Genomic DNA, 18,415 nt, shown 5'->3' with positions numbered 1-18,415 from the left:
ATTTTTATTATCGCGGGGTGGAGCAGTTCGGTAGCTCGTCGGGCTCATAACCCGAAGGTCGCAGGTTCAAATCCTGTCCCCGCAACCAAATTATCTTTTATACATACTTGAATATATTATTATTATCCTTAGGCATAGCCTAAGGATTTTTTGTTTGGCTATATTTATAAACACTTGTTTAGGTTATGATATAAGATAGTGATGCAGATTAATCAGGAGGTTTTTTCATGTTACAAAGTAATATTCAAACTTATATTGAAAAAGAAATGAACGTTCAAGGTCAATCTTTGTCTTTATACCAAGAAGAAAAGGAATATGCGTTGCAAAAAGAGTTGGTACCGCAAAACCTGATGATAGAAGAAAAAGAGGCATCTTCACGTTTTAAAGATTCTTATATCGAAAGAGTAGATAAAGAAACGGACGAGCTGATCGCAGAAGAATCTCCTCTTTCGTTTTTAGATACTCCTCTTTCTTACGTGAAAGAGCACAGAAGTGAATTTCTATATGTAGAATCAAAATGGTTTGAATTTATTAAGCTGGATGGATGTTCTTTTGAAGTGGATGATGTGTTTGGCACATATAAAGTATTAACGGGGTTACATATGCAAAAAAAATTCGGTTCTTTACTAAAACAATTTTTTACTAAAGAGCTTAATGAAAGCCCAACAAGCGTCCAGCTTTTATTTAATGATAAAGATGGATTATGGGATGTGAATATTGAGTTAGATGCTATAAAAGAATTTGATGAAAAAATATCGATAGGTGAAGCTCTTGTTCTTACATATCGTTTTTTCTTTTATCTAGTGGAGTATATAGAGAACGAAAAAGCTTAAGAAATGATTATTACTTTCCCTGTAAAGCATAGACCGTAGTTTCTATGCTTTTTTTGATGAGTAATACGTAATGAATGCTAAATGAAGCTGGAAATACATTTACATCTCTATGTTTTTATGGAATGATAAAGAGTATCTTTACATATATGACTGCTATGGGTAAGGAACAACTATCAGGAATCTTTCTAGTTTTTTGAGAAAGCAGCTTACATATTACCTGTTAATAGTACTCTGAGCAAGAAAGCCTCCGTAGGATGAAGTATAATATATACATACAGGAACTATTTTTAACTTTATAAAAAATGTCTGCTGACGTATGGGATTATAAATAAAGAGGGGATGTTCATGTTATTAAGAAAAATAAAGTCTGAAGAATTGGCAGAAGTCTATCAAATGGGATATGCCGCATGGCCTAAAGGCAGAACGTACAAAGAGTATGTTAGAGATAATCAAAAAGAAGAAACATATGGAATTCGGTATGTATACGTAAATGAAGAGAATCAAATTATTGGTTCATTTATTTTGCTTCTTTTACAAACTCCCCGATTAAAGTTTGCTTTGCATGGTATTGGATCCGTTGTTGTACACCAGCTTTATCAACGAATGGGGTATGGCCGTGATATGCTTGAAGACTTTTTTCAAAAAATGAAGATAGAGAAGCGCAGCGCTATTTTTATGCTTTATAGCGATATTCTTCCTGAATATTATCATCAGTTTGGGTTTAAGGAGCTCCCTTCTCATTTACAACGTTATCCTCAATCCATTGCTATGGTAAGTTGCAGCGAGTCACAATATGAATACTTAAGTAAGCAATCCATAGAAGACATACCGGCCTATTTTTAAAAGGTATGTCTTTTTTATAGTATTTATCGGCACAATCGTTTACAATTTTATGTAAGCGTTTTCTTCACTTGGAGATGAATGATTTAATTCGTCCTCATAACCATAGGCAAATCGTGCAGTTAATATAAATTTGATTACATAAAACCTTGCTATCATCTTACTAATAACTCTTATTCATTCCATACCATACCGATATGTACGTTTGCTGCTAAGTATAACCATATCAATATAAGGAGGAAGCAGGAAGATGAAACGATTATTTATAGCAGGGATGATTATTATGCTTTTTTTATCTTTAGGTGCTGTATCTTCTTCAGCCGCAGGAAGTTTTACCTCTAAAACATATAACGGAAGGACATACAAACTGTACGTACCTAGCGGTTATCAGGGAGGTACTGCCTTACCTCTAGTAGTTATGCTACATGGCTGTACTCAAGACCCTGATCAATTTGCAGCAGGAACGCAAATGAATGCACTGGCGGAGACAGAGAAGTTTCTTGTTCTTTATCCAGAACAACCCTCTTCTGCTAATTCAAATAAGTGTTGGAACTGGTTTGATACGGCTCATCAATCAAGGGGAAGCGGTGAACCAGCGTTAATTGCTGGAATGGTTAATCAAATAAAAAGCAGTTATTCAATAGATGCCGACCAAGTCTTTGTTGGAGGGCTATCTGCTGGTGCAGCTATGAGTGTTATTATGGGAGCTACTTATCCAGACATATTTGCGGCTATCAGCGTTGGGGCTGGCTTAGAATATAAAGCAGCGACTAGTGTGACAGGTGCTTATACAGCAATGGGCAGTGGAGGTCCTAATCCTATCCAACAAGGAGATTTAGCCTATTCAGCCATGGGAGATCATAAACGAGTGGTTCCGGTTATTTTGTTTCATGGAACAGCTGACTACACTGTTGCGCCTATAAATGCGAATCAAATACTATCGCAATGGGCTCAAACAAACGATAGAGCGGCTGATGGGCTGGATAATAACAATATTGATGATACGGCAGATCAAACTTCAACAGGTACAGTATCTGGTGGAAGAAGCTATACGCAATATATTTACAAAGATACAGCAGGAAAAACAGTAATGGAAAAGTACATGATAGAAGGAATGGGACATGCTTGGTCAGGGGGAAGTACATCCGGTTCTTATACAGATCCTAAAGGACCAAATGCAACTAAATTAAGCTGGAACTTTTTTAAAAGCCATCCAAAGAACAGTGATGCTTCTAATCCAGGAGATGTATCACCACCGGTTACAGCTGCTTCACCAGCGGGAGGAACGTATGGAAGTTCTGTTTCTGTCACATTATCAACCAATGAACCTGCCATCACTTACTATACATTAGATGGAAGCATACCAACTGTTAATTCTCTAAAGTATTCTGAGCCTATTACCATCGACTCTAGCAAAACAATAAAATTTTTTAGTGTAGACGCTGTGGGTAACCAAGAGGGAGTAAAGACGGAAGTTTATCAAATTTCTGAAACTTCAGAGAAATCTTCAGTGTTTTCTTCGCTTGCTGCTGAAGATGGATTTATCGGAAATTTATCAGCTGACGGTATGAGTAGTTCTATTCATAAAATTGGGGATAAAGGAATGTACAATACCGACACATACCGAACCATTTTATCTTTTGATACAAGTTCCTTACCTGATGATGCAATCATTACGGATGTATCTTTAAAAATTTATCGCAAATCCTCAACTGGGAATATTTCATCTTTGAAAGGCGATATTAAAAGCGGTGTATTTGGAACTAGCAGTTCTTTAGAACAAATAGATTATCAGGCCTCACCATCTATTTCAGCGGCCTTCCAAATGTCAGTGCCTTCACTCAATAATGGATATACAACTATTCAACTTCCTTCCTCACTTTGGGGATATATGAATAGGACCGGCAAAACTCAGTTTCGCTTGTCAAGCTCAGGTCCAGCAGACTTTTTAAGTGACGTAGTTGAAATTTATGGAGGGGACAATCCTGCATATGCTCCAACTGTAACTGTTTCCTATAAGTAAAAAAACCTTCTAAAAGCTAACTGCTTTTAGAAGGTTTTTTTTGCTGATAAGTTACTTTTATCACCGAATACAACTCCAACTTTTTATAGAGTTTTCTTCAAATTTTGACATGATTTTGATGAAATTTAATCATTATTTAAAAATGAATTGTCAGAAATATTACAAGAAAATGTTTAAAATTAATTAAATCCGTAATAAAAGTAAAATATTCCTGTAATGGAAGTGAAATGAACAGGTGGTATCATTCAGTCATTGAGTAAATAAGGAGGTATTCGGAAAATGAAGAAATTTGTATTTACTCTAGGGACAACGGCAATTCTTTCAGCAGGATTTGTAGGTGCAGCATCTGCCTCTACAAGCGGAACGTATGAAGTACAAAAAGGTGACACTTTATGGAAAATCGCTCAAAGTCATAATGTGAGCGTAGACGAGCTAAAAGATGCTAATAACTTAACATCAACACTAATTTATCCAAATCAGACACTAAACTTATCTAGCATAAAAGAAATCGTACATACTGTAAAACGTGGTGACACTTTGTGGTCAATCGGTCAACATTATGGCGTAACAGTAGAAGAAGTTAAAGAATGGAACGGTTTAACATCAGACTTAGTTTTCCCTGGAGAACAATTTAAAATTAAAACGGCACAAGCAGCTCAATCTCAACCAGCTAGTGCGCCAGTAGCAAAGGCAGCTCCACAAGCGCAGCAGTCTCAAACGGCACAAGCTCAGCAAGAACAAGCAGCACAAGAACAAACACAAAAAGAACAAGAACAAGAGCAAGCTCAAGTAGCAACGCAAGCACAGGCGGCACAAGAGCAAGCTCAAGCAGCACAAGAGCAAGCACAAAAAGAGCAGGCTCAAGTAGCAGCGCAAGCACAGGCAGCACAAGAGCAAGCACAGAAAGAACAAGAGCAAGCTCAAGCAGCAGCGCAAGCACAGGCAGCACAAGAGCAAGCACAGAAAGAACAAGAGCAAGCTCAAGCAGCAGCGCAAGTACAGGCAGCACAAGAGCAAGCACAGAAAGAACAAGAGCAAGCTCAAGCAGCAGCACAAGCACAGGCAGCACAAGAGCAAGCACAAAAAGAACAAGAGCAAGCTCAAGCAGCGGCACAAGCACAGGCAGCACAAGAGCAGGCACAAAAAGAACAAGCAGCTCAGCAGCAACAAGTTCAACAACAACAACAGCAGCAGTCTCAACAGCAAGCTAGCGGTAAGTCTATGACTGTTGAAGCAACAGCTTATACAGCTAACTGTGCTGGATGCAGTGGTACAACAGCTACTGGAGTAAATTTAAAATCAAATCCAAATCAACGAGTAATTGCAGTTGATCCTAGCGTTATTCCATTAGGTTCAAAAGTATACGTTGAAGGTTATGGTCAAGCTGTAGCAGCAGATACAGGTGGCGCAATTAAAGGAAATCGAATTGATGTATTCGTTTCTTCAGATAGTGCTGCACAAGACTGGGGCAGAAGATCAGTTAAAATTACAGTTATCGACTAATACTAGTCTTATAGAATAGAAGTAAAGAGAGATGTCTTTTAGGAGACATCTCTTTTTTTATGCTTAAAATGAACGTTTGAAAAAATTAGGTCCGGGCATACTAAAATTTATAGTAGGAATTAGTTTGTTATATTAGTAATTATTTCTTGATTTATATACAATGTTTGAGTGTCCTAAAAAGCTGAAAATATGTCAGGAGTATAGAAATATGAAACTTTATAAAAAAATGGCTTTACTAATAGTGCTGGGTGTTATCGCAGGATTCTCGTATCTAGGCTATCAAGGATTATTTCAGCACGATGATCATTTGAATACGTCTGATCATAATCCTTTATCTTCTTCTAAACAGAAGCAAAATAGTATAGAAATTGTAGGGAACCCAGAATCCATTGCTGTGTTAGTAAACAAGCAAAATCTTCTTCCTGATCACTATGAACCCACTGACCTTGTATACCCAGACGTTCGGTTTATATTTAAAGAAAAAATTGAAAAGCGCCAAATGCGTACAGAAGCAGCAAAAGCATTAGAAAGGATGTTTTTAGCTGCTGAACGAGAAGGAATTTACCTAGCCGGTGTTTCTGCCTATCGTTCTCAAAGCCGTCAAGAATCTCTTTATCAAGCGTATATAAAACAAGATGGAGAAGCGGCAGCTAATCATTACAGCGCTCACCCAGGCAGCAGTGAACATCAGACTGGTTTAAGTATAGATGTATCAAGCAGCACCGGTAAGTGTGCAGCTCAAGATTGTTTTAAAGATACTCCTGAAGCCAAATGGATTGAAGAAAATTCATATAAATACGGATACATTGTTCGCTATCCAGAAGGAAAGCAGCAGATTACAGGTTATAAATATGAGCCGTGGCATATACGATTTGTCGGAAAAGAACTCGCCTCTAAGGTGTCTAAGAAAGGAATTACGCTAGAAGAATATTATAATGACTATATGCAAGTTGATAATACAGTTCAATAAAAAAGAAGAGTTATATAAACTCTTCTTTTTTTATTGCTGGAATATACCCTTATTTTAAAAGGATGAACGAGGGAAAGATGTAGAGATGAACCACGAGATGCTATATCCTATGCCTTACTAGTAAAAGAGTTAACGTTTATAAATTATAATGAATTTTGTGATAAAGAATACTCATGTTCGTTTTTATTTCCCTTCACATATTCTACAAAAAAGGGAGGTGAAAGAAAATGAGTTTTTACGGAGGTTATGGTTATGGGTACGGATACGGAGCAGGTCACGGAAGTAGCTTTGCGTTAATCGTTGTGCTATTTATTCTACTAATTATCATCGGTGCTTCATGGGCAGGGCACTATTAATAAGGTGTCTATAAATAAACTCCCTTGAAATAATTCAAGGGAGTTATCTGTTTTTATCTATAACTAGGTAACTGTAAGTACGAAGTGCTTACATATCCTTTAAAGCCGTTGTATTCTACAAAAGCCCAATCAAATGAGAGCTTGTTGTCTTTTGAGTAGCCCCAAGCTAAGAAGCTGACGCTTTTTCCTTTAGGAATAGTTGTTACAACTTTGTTGCTTGTGCTAGGCCCTGTACGCAAATTAAGATTAGCAGCTGTATGAACAGTAGTAGGGACTTTCATTAAATAGGAAGTACTGATATATCCGGTGCCGCCAATTATTTTAATGGCAGCCCAGTCTGCATTTACAAACTTGACTACTTCGATTTGATCTTTTTTTCTTAATGTATCAAGAATCTTTCCCTGAGTGCTAGGGTTTGAACGTATATTAAGTACGTTTGCGGTCACTTCATATACGCTGAACGGTGCGTTTATTTTTTCTGCTGCACTTGCTGTTTGCTCGTGAGTGAATGGCAGTATTCCAGATAGAGATGAAAAAGTAAAGCCCGCTGCTAATGCAAAAACCGATATAGATTTTGTAATTGTCTTCATACGAATCTCCAACTCCTTAGTGAAATAGGTAATATCTTTTTCTATAACACTAAGAATAAAGAATACTTGTTTCTAAATTGTTACCAATATGCATCCCAGTTGTAAATTTACGAAAGGTCTGTAAAAAGGTTTATTTCATAGACCTTTTAAAAGCGCTATTGTTACTCATCCTTGCGATCTTCCGTTGATTTATGAAAAGAAAAATATACAAAAATTGATAATACTGTCCCATAAATGCTCCACAAAGCTAAAGCAAAAATAAATTCTTTCTGCAGGCAATAAATAATGGTTAAAGCAACTAGTGCAATAAAACTTATTAAAATGGTCTTTTTCATAAGCACCCCGCCTATTTAGTTTGATTACTCTATATGCTTTTTGATCTTGCTTTTACCCTATAATTATTCGACTATTGCGCTAAAGATGAAAGGAAAAAGTTAAATAAAGCCGAACTTATAATAAAAAGAGAGATGCAGGAGGATACGTATGTTAGAACAACATGTACTAGAAGATATACAAAAGCTACAGTCTATTTGCGAACAAGAAGAGCACATAGAGCTGAAGCTGAATTTTGACATGTTACGAAGTCGAAAACAAAATGACGTTAACGATTTTTTTCATTATGAAGATAATCAGCTTGTTGGATTTATTGGTCTTTATGGGTTTGGGAATACAGTTGAAATATGCGGAATGGTCGCTCCTAGCTATCGCAGAAAAAAGATTTTTTCAAAGCTGTTTTCTCAAGCTTTACATATATGTAAGAAGCGTAAGTATACAGAGATTTTATTAAATGCTCCTGGCGATTCGGTTTCAGGTAGGGAATTCTTAAAGCAAATCCCATGTTCGTTTACTTTTTCAGAATATCAAATGAAGTGGGCAAAAAAAGAATTGGAAGATGATAATTCCTTTGTTACACTTCGCTCTTCCCAATCAGATAAACATATAAAAATAGAAATGCAAATTGATGTAGAATGCTTTGGTATGTCTTTAACAGAAGCAGCTGCTTATTATGAGCAACTGAACACGGAGGAACAGCAACATCATTTTATCGTAGAGTATGATGGCCAAGCGGTTGGAAAGTTAAGGGTATCTTATGATAAAAGCGAAGCATGGATTTATGGATTTGGTATTTTACCTTCTTATCAAAAATTAGGAATAGGAAAGGCGGCTTTAAAACAAGTCATTTTACAGCAGCATCAGCTAGGGTATGATGTATTTCTTGAGGTTGAAGCGAAAAACAAACGCGCTTTGCAACTCTACGAAACATGCGGTTTCAATTCATATCATGTGCAGGATTATTACGTATATAGCTTGTAGATAAAAAACACGGAAATCTTAGATTTTCGTGTTTTTTATCTATATATTAGATGATATGTGATTTTTTGAGTGAATAATGAGAAAGTAGAGAAAAAGTGATATGCCCGTTGATAGAAACAGAGAAGGCCATACAAACATGATAGGAGCGCTGCAAGCAAGGATACCCGTAAGAATACCTCCAATAAATGCTTTTTTAAATAATTGATAAGCCGTATACCCCAGGCTAATACTGATAAATACATTGATGAGGCTAAGAAAAATAAAAGAAAAAAACAAGTTATTTCCCCCTTGTTTTTAATACACAATAAAAAGAAATATTTCATATTTTTAGTGTAGCAAAAAATAAAAAAACAATAAAATTTGGATCCTAAAGATGAAAAAGGAAGCCATCTGTGTTATGTATAGTAAAGTGAATGAGAACGTTAAAAAAGGGAATGAGTTAATAGAGTGATGTAGTAGAAAGAAAGGAGTAAAAGGATGGAATTTGCCCATATCTTTACACTAAGTGTATCTGTTGTAACAGCTATTAATATTTTATTAGCCGGTATTCTTATTTTCATCGAAAGAAGAGATATAGGATCTACATGGGCGTGGCTTCTTATTTTATTTTTTATACCAATTGTCGGCTTTATTGTATATCTGTTCTTTGGAAGACAGCTAAAACAGAAAAACTTTTATAAATTGTCATCTGATGAGCGGGAATATTTAAGATCTTCAGTGGAAGAGCAATTAAAAGAGCTTAAAGCTACCCACGAATATCGAAATGATTTACTGATTCAACATAATAAACTGCTGTTCACTAATTTAAATTCTTCTAAGTCACTTGTGCGCACCGACAATGAAATTGATATCTTTAGTGATGGTAATCAGAAATTTGATGCATTGTTTGAGGACATTCGAAATGCTAAAAAAGAAATTAATATTCAATATTATATTATTCAACGAGATAATCTTGGGAAAAAATTAAGAGATGAGCTAACAAAAAAAGCAAAAGAAGGCATAAAGGTTCGTGTTCTTTATGATGAAGTAGGATCTAGAAAAATGACGCCATCATTTTTTAAGGAGCTTATTTCATATGGCGGCGAAGCACAGGCGTTTTTCCCTTCAATTCTTCGCTTAATTAATTTTCGGATTAACAATCGAAATCATCGAAAGCTTTGTATCATTGATGGTGAAGTAGCATACATAGGAGGATTTAACGTAGGAGATGAATATTTAGGGTTAGATCCAAAAATGGGTTATTGGAGAGACACTCATTTTCGCATTAAAGGAGAGTCAGTGAACGATATTCAAGGGAGATTCATTTTAGATTGGCATCAAGCAACAAAGCAGCCAATTGAACTGGAACAATTTTTGCATCGCACAGAAACTCATTCTGGAACGGTTCCTGTACAAATTGTAGCAAGCGGGCCAAACTCGACTACTCAGCATCTGAAAAACATGTATATCTCATTGATTATGTCGGCCAAAGAAAGTGTGTACCTTCAAACACCTTACTTTATTCCAGACGCAAGCTTTATGGATGCTTGTAAAATTGCTTTATTATCTGGAGTAGAGATTCATATTATGATTCCAAACAAACCCGATCATCCTTTTGTTTATTGGGCTACGTGGTCTCACGTAGGTGAACTGCTGACATATGGTGCGAATATTTATCTCTATGAAAAAGGCTTTTTGCATGCTAAAACGATTGTAGTAGATAATGAATTGTCTTCTGTAGGAACGACGAATATCGATCCGCGAAGTTTCAGCCTTAATTTTGAAGTGAATGCAGTTGTATATGACCAGCCTATTGCCAAAAAGTTGCAGAACCTGTTTCTTGAAGATGTGCAATACAGTTCAAAATTAACGCTTGAACGATATAAAGAGCGCTCTCTTCTTATAAAATTTAAAGAAGCGGTATCTCGCTTACTGTCACCAATTTTATAATACAAATCATTGATATCATAAAACAGACTTGAATTTTTAGATTCAGGTCTGTTATTTTATTGGTTTCTCCTTGTAAGGAGAGTTAGAGATAAAATTAAAAAGTTTTACCAAAAAATCCAAGGGTATTAATACTATAACAAGCTAAAAAATGATAATACCTAGGAGGAATAGAAAATGACAAAAAATGTAGTAGGTACGTATGATTCAGAGGCAGCAGTTATTACAGCGATTCGAAATTTAAAAACACAGGGATATCCGGACAGTGCACTTTCTGTCTTGACAAACAGTGGTCTGCGTCATGAAAATACAGAAGCGATTAAGCATTCTGCAGGAATTGATGTGCAAACAGTTGATACAGATCAACACTCAAAGCACCATCAATCCTTTATGGAGAAAATAAAAAATGCTTTTACGCCGTCTGAAGAAAAAATGGATCAAGATGTTAATCGAATCGAAAATCAATTAACCGAATATGGTGTACCTGCTGCAGAAGCTTCCTCATATGTATCTGATCTTAAAAAAGGAAAAGTTTTGCTGATGGTAGACGCAGTTGAGCATGATAAACACAATTCAACTCTAGGACAAACAGTGACACCTGCTGAAAAATCAGCTGACCCAATGAATGAAAAAATGTTATACGGCAATCACGAAAATAAAATAAGGTAATGTTGAAGTAACCAAATGCGATAATAAAAGACTGCGTTCTTAAATAAAAGCTAGTTAACGAAAGGAAGGGGACCGATGAGAAATCTAGAAAAAACGGAATATGAACTTGACTATTTAAAACAGCAGCAAGAAGTTAATCAGAAGCTCATCAAAGTTTCACAGTCTCTTGTTGCTACGTTAAAACAGTATGAAGAAGAACCAGAGAATACGGAAGTGTTAGCTGTTCTTGCTGACTTAGAAGGTCAGCAAGAGCAGCTAAAAGCAAAGACCGAAAAGATATCTAAAGAGCTTGCACATTTATAAAGTGAGATAAAAGAAGTTCCTATATAAAGGAACTTCTTTTTATGTTTTACCATAAATAATCTATTGTGAGAGAAAGAGAACCTTATATAACGGGATGTGAACGTTATAGGGATAGTGGTTTTGTTTTAGATACATATAGAGGAGAAGAAACGCGATAAGAGATTATGTAAAAATGGGAAAAGGAAGAACGGTCATTCGCTCTTCCTCCAGCCGTATTGCTTATGATAGTGATTTAGAAACGTCCGCCGCCAAGTTGCTGTTCAGCCATTTGCACAAGACGTTTTGTGATTTCGCCGCCTACTGAGCCGTTTGCGCGTGCAGTTGTGTCAGGACCAAGAGTTACGCCAAATTCGCTAGCGATCTCATATTTCATTTGATCGATTGCTTGTTGAGCACCGTGTACTGCCAATTCGTTGCTGCTCTTATTTCTGCTGTTTGCCATCATAATCAACTCCTTTTATAAGGTTAAGATTATGATTTGATTAATAGATAGTTTTTATACATAAAATAAAAAAATTTTTTCAAGGACTTATAGAATATGCTTATTGGAATATAGTTACAAAGTTTTCCGCTAAGTAACGGAAAATAATTATGTGTAGAAAGAGAGAGAGATCACGTAAAATAGAACACAAGTAAGTAAGCGGTTACATACTATTCGAAATAGAATGAGAATGTTAATAATTCTATTCTAATTTAAAAGGAGGAGTCCATCATGTATCAAAGATTAAAAAAGTATGTATTATTGGCTGTTACATGGAGTCTAGCAATTGGCATTATACTCTCTTACGAGAAAACAGCGTTTGCGAAGCAGGCGCACGAAAAAGCTACATCTTATCGTACAGTGACAGAGATTTATGACTGGGGAGCGGCGATCACAAAAATTATTATTGACTTAGGTGAACCTGTTCCAACCAATTCACTTACAAAAGAAACGTTTAAGGTGCATGTGGCTCGAAGTGATAGTCGATTAGAGCCGTCTTTATTGGAACAAGGAGATCGTAAAGTAAAAAAAGCATATGTATCCGATAAAGATGGACAACCAGCCGTACATACTGGGAAATATGCAGTTTTAGAAATGGAAGTTGGACCGGCCGTTTCATTAGGGGCGCCACTAAATTATGATGAATACGGTACAGGATTAAATGCATGGATAGAGAGTCAATACACCATTACTCAGCAAAAAGATATGATAACAAAGAAAGGAAAGCTGTCAGGGCTTGTAGTGAAACAGTTTACGGGAGAGAAAAGAGAACTCGTAGATGATTTTGCAATTAAAAAAGGTATATATCACAATGTAGAATTAGCATACGCAAGTCATGCGCCGGCAAAAGATAAGAAAAAGAATCCATTAATCATTTGGCTACATGGTGGAGGAGAGGGAGGAACAGATGCAACAATTCCCTTATCTGCTAATAAAGCTGTTAGCTTTGTCATAAAAGAAACTCAGGCCTATTTTGAAGGTGCCTACGTTTTAGTACCACAAGCGCCAACAAAATGGATGGATGGTTATACCGGTGAAGCGGATGGAACTTCTATTTATAAAGAGTCACTGATGGCATTAATTCAAGAATATGTTTCTAAAAACCCTGATATTGATCCCAATAGAATCTATATTGGAGGAGCATCTAACGGCGGATATATGACTATGCTTATGATTCGTGATTATCCAAACTATTTTGCAGCAGCATTTCCAGTATGTGAAGGACTAAATGATAGATTAATTACGGATCAAGATATTGAAAAGATGAGAGAAACACCTATTTGGTTCGTAGCCGCTAAGAATGATACAGTTCTTCCGCCAACAATTAACACTCTTCCAACTTATGATCGTTTGGTTAAAAGCCATGCAAATAATGTTTATTTATCACTATTTGAGGATGTACATGATACCACAGGCTTGTATAAAAATAACGATGGTGCGCCCTATCAGTATAATGGACATTCATCTTGGATATATCTGTATAACAACGAACCCAGCACTAAGATAAATGGAAGCACAATAAGCATAATGGAATGGATGAGCAAGCAATCGCTGAACAATTAATCACTTATAAAAAAGCTGTTTCAAGTAGAGCAGCTTTTTTTATTTCTCTTTTAAAGATAAAGGATATATCTAAAATAAAAGATTAAATACTTTCGTGATAAAATAAGGGAAGAGATCAGGAAGAAAGGAACAGTGAAAGTGAAGCCAACCATTTATGATGTTGCGAAAAAAGCAGGGGTATCGATAGCCACTGTATCCAAAGTAATCAATCAAACAGGCCGTATTAGTGAAAAAACGATAAAAAAAGTGAATGAAGTAATGATGGAATTAGATTATCAGCCTAGCAGTGTAGCAGCTGCGTTAACGGGGAAAAAGACGTACACAATTGGCGTGTTAGTTCCTGATATCTCTAATCCTTTTTTTGCAGAGGTAGCAAGAGCTTTTGAGAATAGTGCTAGAGCAGCGGGATACACGCTTTTTTTATGCAGTACAGATCATCAAACGGCGCGCGAGCATGAATATATAGATCTTTTATTTAAAAAACAAGTAGATGGAATCATTATTGCAACTGAACTAAATGATACGAAGCTCGTAAAGAAAATTGTGAAGCATGATGTACCGCTTGTATTGTTTTCAGTTGACCATCCTTCTATCTCAACGCATGTAGTGACAATTGATAACGTTCGCGGAGGATATATCGCAGGTACGTATTTAATAGAAAAAGGTCATCAATCGGTAACGATTATGACTGAAAAAGATAGAAAAAGCAGTGAAGGGCGATTAGTGGGTTTTAAGCAAGCACTTACAGAAGCAAATTTGTCACTAGAAAATCAGTCCATTATCAGCTGTTACTCAACAGTAGAAGATAGCAGAAGAGCAAGTAAACAGCTGCTTTCCTTGCCTAACAGGCCGACAGCAGTCTTTGCATGTACAGATCTAATTGGGGTATCGCTCATAAACGAGGCAAGGAAGCAGGGGCTTTCGATCCCAGGAGATCTGTCGGTAATTGGATTCGATAATACGATTTATGCTGATATTGCTGAGCCGGGTTTGACAACGATTGAACAACCCATTTCTCAGATGGCTGCTAGTACGTTTGAACAGCTGTTAAAGTCTATGAAAAAAGAAGAGCATGCGAAACAGCGAATAACGATTATTCCCGAACTAGTAGAACGTGCGTCAGTAAAAAAGTTATAAAGTAGAGAAAATAAAAAAGCTGCAGGTGTTGAGGCACCTGCAGCTTTTTCTGCTTAATCATATTTATAGAGAGACCGGACTTTTGACTTCGTTTATTGTGTCTTCTTTAATAGTTGTTTCTGTTGGAATCGTAAGGAAGCCAGTCAAAAAAGCACCAAAGAAATATAGGCAAGCAAAGATCCAAATCACACCGCCAGTGCCTAAAAGACCAATAAAAACGGTTACAATTAAAGGGCCTACAAAAGCAGAAAGTCCAGAACCTAAGTTCAACACAGACATTGCAGCTCCTTTATTCTCCGGCGCTAAAGAAGGCACTAACGCTGTAAGAGGAACATATCCTGCTAGTGTTGCACCGTAACAGCATGCGACAATCATCATCACCCAATAATTATGTCCGACGAATTGCGGTACATAGTAGAGAGCAAGTGTTACAATTCCACATCCAACTCCGCCAAACCATTTGATTGTATTTACCCAGCCAAATTTATCTCCAACAATACCAAAAATAATATTAAAAGCCATATTCACAAAAAACAGTGTACCCCAGATTTGCAACCATTCACTCATCGTAAAATCATGTTTCATCATATATGTTGGCAAGAAAACAACAAATCCAAATTGAGCAGCAGAGTTAATAATCTTTACGATTCCGCCGATCCCTACTTTAGGGTTCTCAAATGCAATTGTAATCCCTTTCATTAATTCTTTTGTTTTATTATCGTTTACTTTTTGTACGGTAAATTTGTCTTTATTCATGATAATGGAAAAGATTCCACCGATCAAAACAAAAAGTAAACCACTCCATAAGGTAGCGATTTCGCCAATTTTCGGAACCATATAACTTGAGTAAAAGGCTCCGATTACACTTAATCCAAGCTGGAAGACAAACCAAAACCAGCCTACTGCTTTTGAAAGCATTTCCTGGGGCGTGCGGTAAGACACCCAGACCAAGAATGAGTAAGCAAATAAAGGGTAACCAAATCCTCTAAGAGCATAACAAATTAATATAATTGTGTAATTCATAATATGAAGTCCTAAACCTATAAATCCAATTGAACCAATAATAAAGGATATTAAGCCGAATGCCATTGCTTTTCTAGGGCCCCACAGCTGAACCAGTACGCCGGAGAACCAGGAAGAAACAGAGACCGTAATGCCGTAAACAGTAAACAGTAAAGCAGCATGTTCAATGGTTAAACCTCGTTCTACAAGATAAGGAGATAACCATCCTTGTTCTAAACCATCGCCAATCATAAAAACAATAATACCTATGTATCCCCACGTTAAATGAGAAGGGATCCCAATCCTGTCTAAAGCCGTTTTTCTGGAAATAAATTCATTCATTTTTCACACCACCAGATCGATTATTTTGTGTAAAACATCAAACTAATTTGGTTAAGCGCTTAATCTATTTAATAAAAAGTATACGCTTACATTTTTTGAACGTCAATTAAAATTTTAAATATATATAATTTTCAATTAAATGATTTTAATCATAAAAATATGGGTACGTAAGGTAATAATCACTGAATTTATGATAAAAATACTCAAATATAGAGAAATTCTTCATGTTTCATCAATAAATGTATAAGAAAATAAAAAAGTTTTTTATACATTTAGATGATTGAAAAATAAATATTCTAAATAATCTATAAAAATGTTTGCATTTCAGAAAACGTTATGTATAATTGGAATCAGGAAAGCGCTTAACCTATATAGAGGTTTGAGCGAACGTTGTCTTAACTTTTAATTAAAGGGGAAAATAAGATGGGGATTCTTACAATTGGAATAATTGGTGCTGGACGCATAGGGAAATTACACGTCGATAATTTAAAATTAATGCCGCAAATAAAAATTAAAGCGGTTTCAGATGTGGTAGTAGATCATTTACATGAATGGGCTGCAAGTAAAGAAATTTCGACGTTAACAACTAATTATCAAGATTTATTAGCTGATCCAGAAATTGATGCCGTTTTCATTTGTTCACCAACGAATACGCACGCATCGATTATTAAAGAAGCTGCTCGAGCGAAAAAGCATATTTTCTGTGAAAAGCCCGTTAGTTTTTCAGTAGAAGAAACAATCCAAGCGTTAGAAGTAGTAAAAGAACACGGCATACAGCTTCAAGTTGGCTTTAACAGACGATTTGATCCCAACTTTAAAAAAGTGCATGATCTTGTACAACAAGGAGAAGTAGGACAGCCGCACATTTTAAAAATCACCTCCAGAGATCCTCAGCCTCCGAGTCCGGAATACGTTCGCGCTTCAGGAGGATTGTTCATGGATATGATGATTCATGATTTTGATATGGCTCGTTATGTAATGGACAGTGAAGTAATTGAAGTATCGGCTTACGGCACGACGCTAATCGATCCCGCTATTGAAGAAGCAGGGGATATAGATACGGCAATTGTGTCATTAAAATTTGCAAATGGAGCTTTAGGAGTAATTGATAACAGTCGTCAAGCTGTCTACGGTTACGATCAGCGTCTTGAAGTTTTTGGTGAAAAAGGTTCCGCTACTGCTGATAATTGCCGTCCAACTACAGTAGAAATATCAACAGGCAAAAGTGTAGTCAAAGAGAAGCCGCTGTATTTCTTTCTTGAGCGCTATACACAAGCGTACATAGATGAAGTAACACAGTTTGCAAGAGCAATTACAGAAAATCAAAGCGTGATTTGTACAGGTAACGATGGGTTACAGGCAGAACGAATTGCTAAAGCAGCAAAAGAATCTTTACTATCTGGGCAGCCAGTAAAGATTGAACATAAAAAATACGCAGTGAATTAATGACGGTAAACGTGGGGATGAAAGAAATTAGTCTTTCTACCCTTTTAGGAAAGCGCTTAACTAAGGAGGAATAAAGATGAATCCGCTTGTTTTTAAAGAAAATCGTGATTTAGATTTCATCGCTGTTGGCCGTTTATGTATTGATTTAAATGCAAATGAAACACAGCGTCCAATGGAAGAGACTAAAACATTCACTAAATATGTAGGAGGCTCTCCAGCTAATATTGCAATTGGAGCAGCAAGGCTAGGCTTAAAAACCGGTTTTATCGGAAAAGTATCAGATGATCAAATGGGACGCTTCATTACGGATTATCTGCAAACAAATAAGATTAATACAGATAGCATTGTTATTGATAAAACGGGGGCCGTAACGGGACTAGCTTTTACAGAAATCAAAAGTCCTACAGATTGCAGTATCTTAATGTATCGTGATAACGTAGCGGATTTAAAGCTGAGTCCTACAGAAGTATCAGAAGAATATATCAAACAGTCAAAGGCACTTTTAATATCTGGAACGGCTCTTGCGCAAAGTCCTTCTCGTGAAGCCGTGTTTTTAGCACTAGAACACGCACGAAAGCATGAAGTTGTTGTATTTTTTGATATCGATTATCGTCCATACACGTGGGAATCGGAAGCTGAAACGGCAGTCTATTTTAATTTAGCCGCTGAAAAATCAGATGTGATTATTGGTACGCGAGAAGAGTTTGATATGATGGAAAAATTATTAAACTATGAAGAATCTAACGACCAAGTAACAGCAGAACGATGGTTTTCTCATCATGCTCAAATCGTCGTGATTAAGCACGGTGGAGAAGGATCTATTGCTTATACAAGAGACGGCGAGTCTCACCGCGGAGGAATATTTAAAACAAAAGTTCTTAAAACGTTTGGCGCTGGTGATTCTTATGCTTCAGCCTTTATTTACGGATTGATGCAAGGGCTTGAAATTCCACAGGCAATGCGATTGGGCGGTGCCTCAGCTTCGATTGTAATTTCAAAACACAGCTGTTCAGATGCTATGCCAACAAGTATTGAGCTCTTCAACTTTATGGAGACAGCAACGGAAGTTTTGCAGGAAGCTTAATAGATAAAGGAGAAATCTTAAAAGATTAAAGGA

18 protein-coding genes and 1 tRNA gene are annotated in these 18,415 nt (G+C 36.5%); 15 read left to right on the top strand and 4 right to left on the bottom strand.

What is annotated here, in order from left to right:
* Positions 1-11 precede the first annotated feature (11 nt).
* From N178_RS12425 to N178_RS25970, 7 genes are all read left to right on the top strand, one after another.
* Positions 12-88: transfer RNA gene (locus tag N178_RS12425), tRNA-Met, on the top strand.
* A 139-nt stretch (positions 89-227) separates the two neighbouring features.
* Positions 228-833 (top strand): hypothetical protein, encoded by a 606-nt coding sequence (locus N178_RS12420; protein WP_045292502.1) that lies wholly within the window; start codon positions 228-230, stop codon positions 831-833.
* Positions 834-1,178: 345 nt separating this feature from the next.
* The gene (locus tag N178_RS12415) at positions 1,179-1,676 is read left to right on the top strand and encodes a GNAT family N-acetyltransferase (RefSeq protein ID WP_045292499.1); all 498 of its coding nucleotides are present in this window, start codon (positions 1,179-1,181) and stop codon (positions 1,674-1,676) included.
* A gap of 247 nt (positions 1,677-1,923) precedes the next feature.
* Positions 1,924-3,696 carry an extracellular catalytic domain type 1 short-chain-length polyhydroxyalkanoate depolymerase gene (locus N178_RS12410; RefSeq protein ID WP_045292497.1) on the top strand — a complete coding sequence of 591 codons (1,773 nt, stop codon included), beginning with the start codon at positions 1,924-1,926 and terminating at the stop codon, positions 3,694-3,696.
* A 279-nt stretch (positions 3,697-3,975) separates the two neighbouring features.
* Positions 3,976-5,199, top strand: a complete 1,224-nt coding sequence (locus tag N178_RS27815; protein WP_045292495.1) for a LysM peptidoglycan-binding and 3D domain-containing protein — start codon at positions 3,976-3,978, stop codon at positions 5,197-5,199.
* A gap of 208 nt (positions 5,200-5,407) precedes the next feature.
* Entirely contained in the window at positions 5,408-6,169 is a 762-nt protein-coding gene (locus N178_RS12400; protein ID WP_045292494.1) for a M15 family metallopeptidase, read from the top strand.
* Between the two features lie 227 nt (positions 6,170-6,396).
* The gene (locus tag N178_RS25970) at positions 6,397-6,525 is read left to right on the top strand and encodes a YjcZ family sporulation protein (RefSeq protein ID WP_013055210.1); all 129 of its coding nucleotides are present in this window, start codon (positions 6,397-6,399) and stop codon (positions 6,523-6,525) included.
* 53 nt (positions 6,526-6,578) lie between these two features.
* On the opposite strand, the gene N178_RS12395 is transcribed toward N178_RS25970, so the two are convergent.
* Together N178_RS12395 and N178_RS27025 are read right to left on the bottom strand one after the other, a co-directional pair.
* Positions 6,579-7,115: an SH3 domain-containing protein gene (locus N178_RS12395; protein WP_045292493.1), complete on the bottom strand. Its 537-nt coding sequence runs from the start codon at positions 7,113-7,115 to the stop codon at positions 6,579-6,581.
* 161 nt (positions 7,116-7,276) lie between these two features.
* The gene (locus N178_RS27025; protein ID WP_169746665.1) at positions 7,277-7,450 is read right to left on the bottom strand and encodes a hypothetical protein; all 174 of its coding nucleotides are present in this window, start codon (positions 7,448-7,450) and stop codon (positions 7,277-7,279) included.
* A 148-nt stretch (positions 7,451-7,598) separates the two neighbouring features.
* Here N178_RS27025 and N178_RS12390 point away from each other — a divergent pair, with 148 nt between their 5' ends.
* The 4 genes from N178_RS12390 to N178_RS12370 all read left to right on the top strand — a co-directional run bounded on the left by N178_RS12390 (position 7,599) and on the right by N178_RS12370 (position 11,327).
* Complete coding sequence (locus tag N178_RS12390) at positions 7,599-8,429, top strand: GNAT family N-acetyltransferase (protein ID WP_045292492.1); 831 nt, start codon at positions 7,599-7,601, stop codon at positions 8,427-8,429.
* 477 nt (positions 8,430-8,906) lie between these two features.
* Positions 8,907-10,358 carry a cardiolipin synthase gene (cls, locus tag N178_RS12380; RefSeq protein ID WP_045292488.1) on the top strand — a complete coding sequence of 484 codons (1,452 nt, stop codon included), beginning with the start codon at positions 8,907-8,909 and terminating at the stop codon, positions 10,356-10,358.
* A gap of 174 nt (positions 10,359-10,532) precedes the next feature.
* Positions 10,533-11,024 carry a YflT domain-containing protein gene (locus N178_RS12375; RefSeq protein ID WP_045292486.1) on the top strand — a complete coding sequence of 164 codons (492 nt, stop codon included), beginning with the start codon at positions 10,533-10,535 and terminating at the stop codon, positions 11,022-11,024.
* 75 nt (positions 11,025-11,099) lie between these two features.
* A complete protein-coding gene (locus N178_RS12370; protein ID WP_028410211.1) occupies positions 11,100-11,327 on the top strand; it encodes a hypothetical protein in 228 nt (75 codons plus the stop codon).
* Positions 11,328-11,559: 232 nt separating this feature from the next.
* Here the strand turns inward: N178_RS12370 and N178_RS12365 are convergent, their stop codons facing one another.
* Positions 11,560-11,769: an alpha/beta-type small acid-soluble spore protein gene (locus N178_RS12365; RefSeq protein WP_016762907.1), complete on the bottom strand. Its 210-nt coding sequence runs from the start codon at positions 11,767-11,769 to the stop codon at positions 11,560-11,562.
* Positions 11,770-12,039: 270 nt separating this feature from the next.
* Here N178_RS12365 and N178_RS12360 point away from each other — a divergent pair, with 270 nt between their 5' ends.
* Together N178_RS12360 and N178_RS12355 are read left to right on the top strand one after the other, a co-directional pair.
* Positions 12,040-13,371, top strand: a complete 1,332-nt coding sequence (locus N178_RS12360) for a prolyl oligopeptidase family serine peptidase (RefSeq protein ID WP_045292484.1) — start codon at positions 12,040-12,042, stop codon at positions 13,369-13,371.
* A 138-nt stretch (positions 13,372-13,509) separates the two neighbouring features.
* Complete coding sequence (locus tag N178_RS12355) at positions 13,510-14,508, top strand: LacI family DNA-binding transcriptional regulator (protein ID WP_045292510.1); 999 nt, start codon at positions 13,510-13,512, stop codon at positions 14,506-14,508.
* Positions 14,509-14,571: 63 nt separating this feature from the next.
* Here N178_RS12355 and N178_RS12350 read toward each other — a convergent pair whose 3' ends face one another.
* Positions 14,572-15,852 (bottom strand): MFS transporter, encoded by a 1,281-nt coding sequence (locus tag N178_RS12350; protein ID WP_045292483.1) that lies wholly within the window; start codon positions 15,850-15,852, stop codon positions 14,572-14,574.
* 423 nt (positions 15,853-16,275) lie between these two features.
* Between N178_RS12350 and iolG the strand changes: the two genes are divergently transcribed.
* Positions 16,276-17,298, top strand: coding sequence for an inositol 2-dehydrogenase (iolG, locus tag N178_RS12345; protein WP_045292482.1), 1,023 nt, complete (start codon positions 16,276-16,278; stop codon positions 17,296-17,298).
* Positions 17,299-17,374: 76 nt separating this feature from the next.
* Positions 17,375-18,382 carry a 5-dehydro-2-deoxygluconokinase gene (iolC, locus tag N178_RS12340; RefSeq protein ID WP_045292480.1) on the top strand — a complete coding sequence of 336 codons (1,008 nt, stop codon included), beginning with the start codon at positions 17,375-17,377 and terminating at the stop codon, positions 18,380-18,382.
* The last annotated feature ends 33 nt before the right edge of the window (positions 18,383-18,415 follow it).

The organism is Priestia aryabhattai B8W22 (assembly GCF_000956595.1).
Classification (GTDB): domain Bacteria; phylum Bacillota; class Bacilli; order Bacillales; family Bacillaceae_H; genus Priestia; species Priestia aryabhattai.
Note: the sequence above shows the minus strand (reverse complement) of the source record. Positions and strands in the feature narration are given on the sequence as shown.